Genomic DNA, 11,510 nt, shown 5'->3' with positions numbered 1-11,510 from the left:
AGATGAAGTTGTATCGGGGGACGACGGTAATATCTTTGCCCAGGATGTAGATGACGCCAAAAAACTGCACCAGGATGCAGCTGATAAAGCCTGCCAGCAAGACGAAGCTGGGACGATAGCTGGGGTGTTGCCAGAGCCGCTTTAAGCCACGAGCAAAGTGCCACCCGATCCAACCTGTAAATCCCAACATGAGGACGGCACCGGGAATGGCGATCGCCCAGGGTTGACCTTCGACAGGCAATGCAATCACCATCAATGCCCAGTTCCCCAGAGTTTGATAAATCGGTGCCAGATAATCGAGCCAACTCGGTTCGTACGGTCGCATCCAATCCGTTTCAGGGCGGTTGGTATGGCTCAAGAGGGTGGGCAGCCAGGGTGCCGCAATCAATCCGACTCCCGCGATCGCCAGTGCCAATGCCATCCAGTCATAGCGCCGGATCTGCGATCGCTGCCAGAGCATCCAGCCTCCCAGTGCGGTAACTTCGGCAATCAGTGCCAACACCGAAAAATAGTGGACATAAAACCCCAGACCATTTAACCCGACCCAACTCAGCCAGATAAGGGGACGCAATCGCTGCCGCTGTAGGTCATGTTGCATCTGCACCAATACCGCCAGCGACAGCGTAATCAATAGCATTGGTACGGTATAGTGGCGGGCTTCTTGCGACAGATAGACGGCAAAGGGAGACACTGCCATCAGCGCTGCGCCCATCAAGCCTGCGGTGGGCGAAAAGGCAAGCCGATTCAGCAGATAAACTGCGGCGATCGCCCCCACACCCATTAATGCGGGCAGCGATCGCAATGCCCATACCCAATTGTCAGTCAAGTGCCCCATCCCAGCCATCCAGCGATACATCAAGCAAAAGAATAGGGGGGGATGAACGGAATCGATGGCAACCCGTGCCACGATTTCACGACAACTGACTCCGGGCTGAAACGTAAAGATTTGATCGAGTGTTGCCAGAGGAAACACCGCATTCAGGGGCACATCGGTATAGCTACGTCCCAGGCTAAAGAGGGCAGTGATCACCTCATCCAGCCACAAGGGTTTCAGGTCTAATTGCCAAAATCGCAACACCAATCCCAATCCCATTACACCGACCAACGCACCATAATGGAGTGTTGTAGGGCTTACCTGCTTCAATGTTTTGAGTCTCCCGTTTTGCACAGATTTTGGGGGCTGTCTAAATTTGGTAGGATGGCAGATTTAATCAAATCTGTCTATCGTTTGGAGAGAGCAATAGCTCTGCCATTGCTCTCGCAACTACGATGAACACACAAAATGGAAATCCCCCCAGCAGCCTGTTGGAGAAATGGATTTGATCCCCCCTTGCCCCCCTTAAAAAGGGGGGAATTGGTTCGAAAGTCTCCCTTTTTTCTAGCGCAGCGGCGCAAATGCGCGGGGATTTAGGGGGATCGAGCAGAGTCAAGTGGTTCCACCCCAGATGTGTATACACAGCAGTCAAACAGAGAGACAGGTGAATCGATGGTGATCCACAATGGATGGGTTTCAACCCGTCTATATCAAATTCGAGATACAACCTACGGCAGTATCAGTTTACGGAGTATTGATGCAAGACGCAAAACAGCCTGCCCTAAGCGAACATGAGCGGCTTCAACAGCATCAGGCAGCGGTCGCTCACCTGCGATCGCAACTGCGCCCAGGACAACGCCGCATGGCAGATTGGCAAGGGGGTTCCCTGGCGGTGTCCGCCGTACCCGGTTCAGGGAAATCTACAGGAATGGCGATCGCTGCGGCTTTGCTGCTGGCAAATCGATATCAGCATCGCCCGACCCAACCCCAGCCCAATCCGTCTCAACTGGTCTTAGTTACCTTTACCCGTTCTGCTGCCGCCAACCTCAAAGCCAAAATTCGCCACTATCTCAAAGACCTTTCTCTCGCGGTGCAGGGGTTTGCCGTTTACACCCTGCATGGGCTGGCGTTAAATATTGCCAACCGTCATCCTGACCTGTCGGGGCTAAACCTCGAACGCATGACCCTGGTGTTACCCAACCAGAGCAGTCGCCTCATTCGCACCTGTGTTGAGCAGTGGATTTCTCACAATCCTAAACTCTATCTGCGTCTGTTAGAAGGGCAACATTTTGATGGTGAAGAAACTGAGCGCTTACGACGGCAGTCGGTCTTGCGAACCGAAGTGCTACCCGATTTAGCCTATACCGTGATTCATGAAGCCAAGAGTTCAGGGCTGATGCCGTCCGATTTGTCGGCGCTGAGTCAATCGATCACGCAGCGGATTGCCGATGAGAGTGGCGAATCAACTGAGTATGAAGTATTGGCGATCGCTGCTGGGCTTTACGAAAACTATCAAGCTCTGCTGCAACAACGGGGGTTTATCGACTACGACGACATGATTTTGGCAGCGTTGCGAGTTTTGGAAAACGACAATGCTCGTCAGCTCTGGCAATCGCAAGTGTTTGCCGTCTTTGAAGACGAAGCCCAGGATTCTTCACCCTTACAAACGCGCTTATTAGAAACCCTGGCGGCAGATCCGGGCGATCGCACCCAACCCTTAAATTTGGTGCGGGTGGGCGATCCAAATCAAGCCATTAACTCGACCTTTACCCCGGCTGACCCGATCTTTTTTCGCGACTTTTGCCACCAGTGCCAGCAACAGGGCAGATTGGCAGAAATGGATCAGGCAGGTCGCAGCAGCGCAATCATTATGGAAGCTGCCAATTTTATGCTGGAGTGGGTGAATCAGCGCTATGCCCGCTTGAAGCGTCACGACGATACCCAACCGGCTGCGTCTAGGTTGAACCTGCAACCGTTATCCTTCTCTTCCCTGCCCTTTCGCCCCCAGGTGATCCGTGCCGTTTCGTCGAATGATCCGCAGGTAGATGCCAACCCCCAACCGGAAGGAGCAGGGTTAGAGATTCGCTATCCCAGAGACCCGTATCATACGGTCGAGCTAATTGGCAAACGCGTAGCGGCACTGTTGAGTCACGAACCGGATGCCCGTTTGGCGGTGTTGGTGCGCGAAAATAAACAGGGTCAGTTTCTGGCAGATGTGCTTAAAAATCCCATGCGCTATGGGGTTGAGGTCAACTTAGAAGACCTGGGAATTGAAATTTATGATGTTGGTCAGCGCGATCGCTATTCCCACATCCCGGCTGAAATGCTGGCGTTGCTGCAATTCCTCGATCGCCCCCACTCTCCCGACAACCTCAAAGCGGCTCTCAAAGTATTGGTCGAACGTCGGCTGATTCCAACCCAAGATTTGAATGCGCTCACAGGCTTACCTGAACAATTTCTTTATCCAGGACCGCTCGATCCGCTTCAGGCTGATCCAGTCTTACAAGCGCAGCACTATTGCACCGAACTACTCCGTGCCCGGTTGGAACTGCCACAGTATCAACTCATTCCCTTCCTGGCGATGACCCTAAGGTACGAGCAAACGGAACTGGCGACCGCCGAAAAACTGGCATCTCGGATCGCCCGTCAGACAGCAACTCAGCAATCGATGTCGGCGGTTTTGGACGTATTGAATGAAATTGTTCGATCGGAGCAATTTGAGCCAGTCGAAACCGATAACCCAGAAGCTCGCTATACCCGTCCTGGGCAACTGACGATTATTACCATGCACAAGGCAAAGGGATTGGATTGGGACTTTGTCTTTATCCCCTTCCTGCACGACCATATGATTCCGGGTCGTCCCTGGGTTCCACCTCAAGCCCAATTTCTGGGCAATTTTAGTCTGGCAGAAGTTGCCCGTGCCCAGATCCGTGCCCATATTCACAACGAAGGGCTAATTCCGACAACAGAAACAGCATGGCAAGGTGCAGGATATCTGCAAGCTGCCGAAGAATATCGGCTGCTCTACGTAGCGATGACCCGTGCCAAACGGTTGCTGTGGATGTCAGCTGCCCAGAAAGCTCCATTTACCTGGAGCAAACCGGATAATTTAGAAGATAAAGTGCCTTGCCCAGTCTTACCTGCTCTTAGCCACAAGTTTCCGCAAAGCAAACTATAAAACGAACCTGAAATTTGCGATTCATGAGCGATCGCTTGAACCCATCAGCCATCGGTGCCCAGCAATAGAGGCAGGAGTCTGTCCGGAATGAAACAACCGGAACGGGAGCCTGACTGGAGGAGTTTTTGGTAACTTACCCCTGCCTCAGTTGATAGGTCAGAATCAATTGGGATTCTGAAATAAGCCAGTGAACGAGCTGAATCAAGAGTTTGCAGTTTGAGCAGCCAGCAGTTGCTTTAACTTCTCTAGCTCTTGTGCCCAGCGTGGATCTGGTTGGACGGACTCAGAATCAGACGAAACACTCTTCTTGGGTGCTTTATTGCCCTTGTTGTTGCGACGGCTAGGCGCAGGACTGCTGCTAGTGGGCACAGGTGCGCTGCCGCTGCTGGGTGCTTCTGACTCGTCTTCTGTCTTGCCCTTGGTGCGAGGCTGTGCCCGTTCAATTTTCAGAGGGCTTTCCTTGAAAACGAAGCCATTGAATTTTTCAATCAGTTGATCGGCTTGCTCTTCATTTTTCACCGTTACAAACCCAAAACCCCGGCATTTGCCTGTTTTGCGGTCTGTAATCACTTTGGTAGAAACAGTACCGTCAAACTCTGAAAACACAGCTTCGAGCTCTTGACGCTCTACTTCTTTGGGCAAATTGCCAACATACAAACGAATTGACATAGGGAAAGTTACCTCCAGACTTTGGCTCAAACAAACTTGATTGTAATAAATACTGTTTCAGCGTTGTTTTAGCTTATCAGCGGATTTGCTAAGAATTTCAGAACCTATAGTTTATCCTTCAAATTAGCTTCAAAAGCATAGTAAGGAATACAAAGCTTGCAAATTGAGGAAACTTAAAACGTTTAAAAAACGACTATTAAAGCGCGAGGAGATGAAACCTTACCGAGAGCTTCCTCATACAATTTTGTTAAACATTTCGACAAATATACGTTTGCCTTACCCATTGAGTGTGGCACACATATGGTTGATCGTGGTTCTGCTGATTCAGCATATTCATGCCATTCATAAAGGTATCACGGTGGCAGTCATAGCTGATCTGTCAAAATTGAGATTTCATTCTGCGCATATCCGCTCAAAAGAGTTAGATCGCTTTATCTTTGTAGGGTTTGCATCAATTTCGCTTCGAGATTAATTGTCTTGAAACTTGTCAAAAATTTCCAACCCGTGGCTAAATCCATTGACACATCCATCTTCCTACTGGCTGATAACACGTTGGTATGGGGCTTTATGGGGGTCGTGATAAATAAAAACCAGTCATGGAGCATGACTGGTAGGCTTGCTGTGTTGGGAGGAAAACCTGATACCGAAGCGATTAAATTGGACTGCTGTTAAGACGCATCTGAAACCCAATCCATGCTTAGATGATCTCGGTTGTTATTAAGAAATGTAACACAAGTCCGCCAAATATTGCAACATTTCTTTACTTAAGCTCATGAATTTGATAAATACTGAGTCTTTTGGAGCGACAACGGCGGAGCCGTTGTCGCTCCAAAAGACTTACAGATCAATTAATCTGTGATCCTCATAGCAATTTGCAATCGAGTAGGGTACAGATTATGTTTTGAAATCCATACCTCGCATGGATTTCAAAACATAATCTGGTTCTAGCCGAGGGCGAAGCGCTAGACCGAGTTCAAAATCCCCCTTTGGTGATGATGTAAAGCCCCCAGAGTGCAGACATGGTTGCTAAAAATGTTGCCCAGAGAGGATGGCTGCTTTTGGCAGGGGTGCCGCGTTCAATTTGAATTTTGTCTACATCAATCCACAAGGTGACGCCCCGGCGTAGCCATCCTGTAACCCATACCGTGCTGTTAATAAAGTCTCGGGGGCGGGGGGTCTGAGGAATGATGCTGCCGAACACACCCAACGGAGAGGTGAAATGCAGCTTGATCAGCCCTGTTGTCGTTTTTAGCATCAGGTCTTGCGCCAGGATATTGGCAAAACCCCGGTTGCCGAGTAGTTTTCCTTGGATGCGGACAGGTTGACTGTCGATGGGCAAGAAGGTCGGATCGTTGAGCAAGTCGGGAAGATCCAGGTCTGACTGGGCATTGGCTCGCGTGATATCGGGAAAGAAGGGATTGATGCGTAAGAACATACCCATACTGAAGGCGATCAGGATGCAGCCTCGCAGCAAGGATGAGTCTTTCCACATCCAGTCAATGCTGAGTAAGGAGACGCGATCGGCGATCGCCCCTACTAGCCAAAGACCATAGGCGATCGCCAAGCCAATGAAAATGCTAATAAAGGGGGCAATTTGGATCAGAAAATCTTTGCGTCGATGGAATTCCTTGATTAGCGTGCTTGAGGGTGAGGTTAACTCTAGCTCCGACTCCAGCCGCCAGCGTTGGGCATACGTTGTCAGCGTGAGCAGGCGATCGCCCAGGGGCGGATGGCTATTGTTGAGGCTAAACCAGCGACGATAGGGATTTTTGTAATCCCACTCTAACAACGGCTCGATGGGGCTTTGCTGGCAGGCACTGCCCAGAGTGAGGGCAGACTTGTAGCTGACGGGTAAGAGCAGGTCAAAGCTATCTAACAAAGCCCCTGTTTGTCCCTGGCGCTGGATATCTTTGGCAATCCCAATGGAGATTTTTAACAAGGCCCGGGTTAAGCCATTGGGGTTGCCCGTCATTTCACAACTCCTGCGATCGCTGTAGTAGAGTCGCAGTCGCGATAACCATAGCCCTGCCCACCGCACGCACCAATACGCGCCATAACCCAGACTAGAGATGCCTACGGCGACCGATTGCAGCGCTCGATCCTGCTGGCGATCGCCCCACGCTGCGACCTGCCAGTAGACCCAATAAAAAATCTGAGCCACCAGGGTTACCCCCGATAGAACACTAAAATCCCAATGCTTGATGTGCCCCAGTTCTGCCGCATAGATGGCAGCTATTTCATCGTCCTCTAGCTGGTCTAACAGCCCCTGACTAACGGCAATGCGAGCGGTGCGGCGGATATTGCCATAGGTGAAGATCACCGGAGCCGTGGTGTAAAGAATGCTGAGTGTGGGTAAGGTATAGCCTGTTTGCCCAGCAAATCGCTTGAGCAGCCTGGACGTCTCTGGGCTGTAGCGCGATAGCATATCTAACTTGAGTGACTTTGCCCCGTAGTTATTTTGCAAAATCCGGTCGAGCAACCAGGGCGATAAGCCAAATAGCGCTGCCAGCACTAACACAATCAGCCAGAGGGGGTTGCCGTAATACTGGTTTGGCTCGATTAAGGGCAACCAGCTAAAGCGTTGGTTGAATAGATTGATGGTGGCAATCAAAATCTGGGTCAGAAGCCAGCAGATCCAGGTCAGGGCGATCGCGGTTAAGCCCATCACGGCCCACAGCGTCGTGATATCGACTTTTCCTAAACTCGTCCATTTTTGCGCCCGATCCGCTTGCCGCCAAACATGAAATTTTTCCCTGACCGGCGTTTCAGGCGTGTCGCTGATGGCTGGGTGAGCGGTTGCCGCAGGTGGGATAGAGGATGGCGTAGTCGGCTTAGCCTTGGTTGGTTTAGCAGGTTGAATTTTGGTATTGCCTTGCAGCGCCGTTTTAGGCTGGGGCACGCTCCGAGCTTTGGTGGTGGACTGAATCTTTGTCACAGGATTGAGTTGGGTGCGGGCTTCGGTAATCGCAGAATTGGGTGGCAGAGCAAATGGATTCTCAGCGGCACTTTGTTCGGTCTGAGAGGCTGACTCTAGGGGCGTAAAGCCTGTTCCATCATCAACCGGAGTAAACGCTGTCTCAGCGCCTTCTACGGCAGAAGTAAATGGCACAAATCCCGTTGCATCGGCTGCCTCTGATTTGGCATCGGTAATTTTAGCATCGGTAATTGCCGACTCCTGGATCAAGGCATCAGAGGGTTTGGACTCCACCGTTTCTGCATCAGAGATTGCCGCATCGGCGATCGCCGCTTCCGATGGCAAGTCTGTAAAAACGGGATCGTACCGTTCTAACGATTGCAGCGTTTGGCTTGCCCATTGCTGCACCCGCGAGTTGCGCTCTTGACTTAACGATTTACAGAGCGCGATCGCCAATTGCAAATTGCCCTCGGATGCATATGCCTTGACCAAACCCATCTTGGCTTTAACCTGGAGCGCCCGATCGGTGCCCGATCGGCTAACGGTTCCTAACTGAGCGATCGCGCGTTCGTAGTTATGCTGTTTCAGAGCATCTAACCCCTCTTGCAGCAGAGCCGTTAACGCCGTTGCTGACATCGGTGTATCGGATGAGGAGGAGTCAGAAGACCCGGTGGAGTTGGAAAAATTATCCATATGTCATCCCTCCAACAGGATGGGGTCGATTTTTGCGGTGCAAAAATCAAGGGTAGCCTGGAGAATGCACCGTTTCTATTGTTTAGGGTTAAAACGGATTTTAGAATGCGGTTTCGCTGCATCCCAAACCCATTGTCGATAAAATCTGCTGAACTTGAGTAGATGCTTAATCGGTGGTGCTGAATTTGGCAGACGTTTCGCGTCTCTAAAAACTAACGCACCTCTCACCCAAATCGTTGAAAGTCTACCCTAATTTTTTAATTCAACCGTGTCCGGTTCGCAACTCATGGCAATGTTCGGCTGCGTGCCAGCGTGCCATCCCTTTAGCCTTGCCCGATCGCCTGCCGCAGGTGGTGGGCTTGCTGGCTGACCTGGTGCCAGTCACCCGCTGCGATCGCCTGTTTAGGAAATAGTTCACTCGATAACCCAACAGCGATCGCGCCAGCCTGCAAGAAATCTGCTGCATTCTCCAGCGTCACGCCACCCGTCGGAATTAGGGGAATGGTGCCGATGGGTCCCTGCAAACTCTGGATATAACTGGCTCCACCGACTGCCTGGATCGGAAAGACTTTGACACTGGCAGCACCCGCTTGCCATGCTGTGACAATTTCGGTAGGAGATAGGGCACCGGGAATGATCGGTCGCTCGTGATCGATCGCATGTTGAATTAACGCCTGATCGGTATGCGGTGTAAACAGAAATTGCGCCCCTGCGGCGATCGCGTCCTGAATATGGGCTTGGCTTAAGAGCGTCCCTGCCCCAATCACACAGTCGGGTAAATCGGCGCGGAGTTGTTCGACTAAAGCAGCAGGGCGATCGCTATTCCAGGTAATTTCGATTAATTGAATGCCGCCTGCGGCAACGGCGACTGCCATCTTTTGCCCCATCGCCAGTTCCGGCGCACGAATTACGGCGATCGCCCGATGCTGCCGTAACAGCGCTAACCAGGCATCACGGTTCATTCCCACTTCATCCTTCTGTTACAGACTCCTTAACCCATAGGACTTACGCAAGTCCGTCATAATCTATAGCATTGCTGCGATGTGGGCTAGGCAATGCCTCCCCCACGCCACAACCATGACTAGGTCTTAGCCTCAATCCCTGAAACCGTCATGATTTTTTGTGGCGCGGGCGACGCTCGTGCCACAAAAAATCATGACATGAATACCCATTCCCAAACATGAATGGATTCAAGAGCGCAGCATGGGCAACAACAAGACCACAAAGTAGTAGACCAGGGGGGCAGTAAACACATAGCTATCTGCTCGATCAAGAATGCCTCCATGACCGGGGATCAGTTGCCCAGAGTCTTTTACACCGGCATCGCGTTTCATCATCGATTCGGTCAAATCGCCCAAGAGGCTGGCAATACCAATGATCAAACCCAGAGCAATTCCCGTCAGCGGAAACCCGCGCCAATTGAGTAACCAGGTGCCAATGACCGCCACAATCACACTGGCAAATACACCAAAAACCGCACCTTCTACCGTTTTTTTGGGGCTAATATCCGATAGCCGAGTCCGCCCAAAAAACTTACCAAAAATATACGCTCCAATATCGGCTGCCCAAATACAGCCAAAGGCTAGAAATGTCGTGGTTAGCCCTACGGGTAATGCTTGCAGATGGGGAAAGGGCGTCGGCAACCATTCATTAACGACCGATGCGTTGATATCCACTACCTCTAGCGATCGCAACCGTACCCAATAGCAGGGCAAATAGCCGCCGTAGAATAATCCTAAAATTGAGGCTGAAATATCGGCGATCGATGCCAATTTGGGTTGAAAGAGCAAATAAAAGCAAATCAGCGTTCCGGCTACAGGCACCGCAGCATCGGTCAGAGGCGAAGAAACATTTGCCAGTATCAGCAATGCTTCACACATGACAATGGTCGTTTTTCCCGCCGGAGCAATGCCTTTGGCACGTGTGAGTTCAAAATATTCTTGTAGCCCCAGGTAGATGATGATGCCAAAACCGACCGTGAAGTACCATCCACCCAGGAAAACCATTCCCAAGGCAAGGATGATTGCAACGATAGCGCTGATAATACGAGCCAAAGGCATAGAGAACATTAAGTCCAGGTTAAACCTAACTCTGGCATATTTTGAAACTTATGAATAGCCTCAAAATAATTGATGATGACCTCTGCTAATCTAATTTCTCGCCACTCAAAACAAAGATTGGATCAAGGGCAACAAAGACTTGATGGTTGCCCCGCCGCTCCAAACGGTTGACGGCTGACTGAACTACCTCAATGTTACGCACTTGTAACTCAGCCAGCCCTTCTGAGACCGCGTATAAGCTTTCGAAATTAGTGGCAGTTGCTACGATCCTGCCACCCGATTTGAGATGTTGCCATGCCTCTCGCAGCAGATCTTTAACGGCTCGTCCGCCTTCGATAAAGATGCAATCTGGATTTGCCCCCAAGTCTTTCAGGCAATCTGGGGCACTCCCTTCCACCACTTCAACATTGTTGACATTAAAGCGATCGCAATTCCGCCGAATTAGGCTGGCAACTTCTTCATCCCGCTCCACCGCAATAATTCGTCCCTGCGGACACAACAACCCCACTTCGACCGGAATCGTCCCCGTCCCCGCACCAATATCCCACAAGACCGAATCGGCACACAGCCGCAACTGCGACAAAATCAACAATCGCACTTCACGCTTACTCAATGGAATCCCTGGCAATTGTTCAAACAATTCATCAGGGATACCTGGAGTTACATAAGACCAGAGAGAAGAAGCCATCGGAAGTTGGGGGTTGGGGGGTAGAGAAACGATGAAGGATGGCAAGTTTGCGACCCATAGTTGGACGCTTTAACCATCCTGATAATCTCGTCCTACTCTAACCCGTCTCCGATTGACTTTTATAGCGGTGTGCAAGTTCGTTAAATCCAGCAACGGTGGGGTGGGGTGCGCAGCGCTCCACACCACCGGACTAAATCAACCCGCACAGCGCGATATAGAGGGTCATCCTTTCGGTAGTTTCACAACGTTGAGGGTGCAGAGGTTGGGATCGGCACAGCCGGTAATGATGCCTCCAGCAGAGAGGATGGATTGCAGGTACGTCAAGGTTTGCGGCATAATCCGCTCGCCAGGTAACAGGATAGGAATGCCAGGAGGATATGGACAAACCAGTTCGGCACTAATGCGATCGCCAGCGTCTGCAATCGGCACAACATCTGTCTCGGCAAAGAAAGCCTCGCGGGGTGAGAGGGGGGGAAGGGGGTGGAGGGATGGAG

At 51.1% G+C, this 11,510-nt stretch carries 8 protein-coding genes; 1 reads left to right on the top strand and 7 read right to left on the bottom strand.

All coding sequences use genetic code 11. From position 1 onward, the window contains the following. Nucleotides 1-1,144, bottom strand: a 1,144-nt coding sequence (locus ACR6Z4_RS31450; RefSeq protein ID WP_479721269.1) for a glycosyltransferase family 39 protein, incomplete at its 3' end; no start/stop codon positions are given. 427 nt (nucleotides 1,145-1,571) lie between these two features. On the opposite strand from ACR6Z4_RS31450, the gene ACR6Z4_RS31445 reads away from it, so the two are divergent. Further along, nucleotides 1,572-3,992, top strand: coding sequence for an ATP-dependent helicase (locus ACR6Z4_RS31445; protein ID WP_479721268.1), 2,421 nt, complete (start codon nucleotides 1,572-1,574; stop codon nucleotides 3,990-3,992). 201 nt (nucleotides 3,993-4,193) lie between these two features. Here ACR6Z4_RS31445 and ACR6Z4_RS31440 read toward each other — a convergent pair whose 3' ends face one another. From ACR6Z4_RS31440 to ACR6Z4_RS31415, 6 genes are all read right to left on the bottom strand, one after another. Continuing rightward, nucleotides 4,194-4,661: an RNA recognition motif domain-containing protein gene (locus ACR6Z4_RS31440; protein WP_479721267.1), complete on the bottom strand. Its 468-nt coding sequence runs from the start codon at nucleotides 4,659-4,661 to the stop codon at nucleotides 4,194-4,196. A 973-nt stretch (nucleotides 4,662-5,634) separates the two neighbouring features. After that, nucleotides 5,635-8,268, bottom strand: a complete 2,634-nt coding sequence (locus ACR6Z4_RS31435) for a zinc metalloprotease HtpX (RefSeq protein ID WP_479721266.1) — start codon at nucleotides 8,266-8,268, stop codon at nucleotides 5,635-5,637. A 323-nt stretch (nucleotides 8,269-8,591) separates the two neighbouring features. Continuing rightward, nucleotides 8,592-9,230 (bottom strand): bifunctional 4-hydroxy-2-oxoglutarate aldolase/2-dehydro-3-deoxy-phosphogluconate aldolase, encoded by a 639-nt coding sequence (locus ACR6Z4_RS31430; RefSeq protein WP_479721270.1) that lies wholly within the window; start codon nucleotides 9,228-9,230, stop codon nucleotides 8,592-8,594. A 228-nt stretch (nucleotides 9,231-9,458) separates the two neighbouring features. Next, on the bottom strand, nucleotides 9,459-10,328 hold the full coding sequence (locus tag ACR6Z4_RS31425) for a phosphatidate cytidylyltransferase (protein ID WP_479721265.1): 870 nt from the start codon (nucleotides 10,326-10,328) through the stop codon (nucleotides 9,459-9,461). An 85-nt stretch (nucleotides 10,329-10,413) separates the two neighbouring features. Further along, nucleotides 10,414-11,016 carry a precorrin-6Y C5,15-methyltransferase subunit CbiT gene (cbiT, locus tag ACR6Z4_RS31420; protein WP_479721264.1) on the bottom strand — a complete coding sequence of 201 codons (603 nt, stop codon included), beginning with the start codon at nucleotides 11,014-11,016 and terminating at the stop codon, nucleotides 10,414-10,416. A 222-nt stretch (nucleotides 11,017-11,238) separates the two neighbouring features. Continuing rightward, nucleotides 11,239-11,510: Orn/Lys/Arg family decarboxylase (locus ACR6Z4_RS31415; protein WP_479721263.1), on the bottom strand; the 272-nt coding region annotated here is incomplete at its 5' end.

Source organism: Calyptranema fuscum S582 (assembly GCF_055793305.1).
Note: the sequence above shows the minus strand (reverse complement) of the source record. Positions and strands in the feature narration are given on the sequence as shown.

Coding starts and splice junctions, on each gene's coding strand:
- ACR6Z4_RS31440 (WP_479721267.1), bottom strand. CDS start 4,661: ATGTCAATTCGTTTGTATGTTGGCAATTTGCCCAAAGAAGTAGAGCGT.
- ACR6Z4_RS31435 (WP_479721266.1), bottom strand. CDS start 8,268: ATGGATAATTTTTCCAACTCCACCGGGTCTTCTGACTCCTCCTCATCC.
- cbiT (WP_479721264.1), bottom strand. CDS start 11,016: ATGGCTTCTTCTCTCTGGTCTTATGTAACTCCAGGTATCCCTGATGAA.
- ACR6Z4_RS31445 (WP_479721268.1), top strand. CDS start 1,572: ATGCAAGACGCAAAACAGCCTGCCCTAAGCGAACATGAGCGGCTTCAA.
- ACR6Z4_RS31425 (WP_479721265.1), bottom strand. CDS start 10,328: ATGCCTTTGGCTCGTATTATCAGCGCTATCGTTGCAATCATCCTTGCC.
- ACR6Z4_RS31430 (WP_479721270.1), bottom strand. CDS start 9,230: ATGAACCGTGATGCCTGGTTAGCGCTGTTACGGCAGCATCGGGCGATC.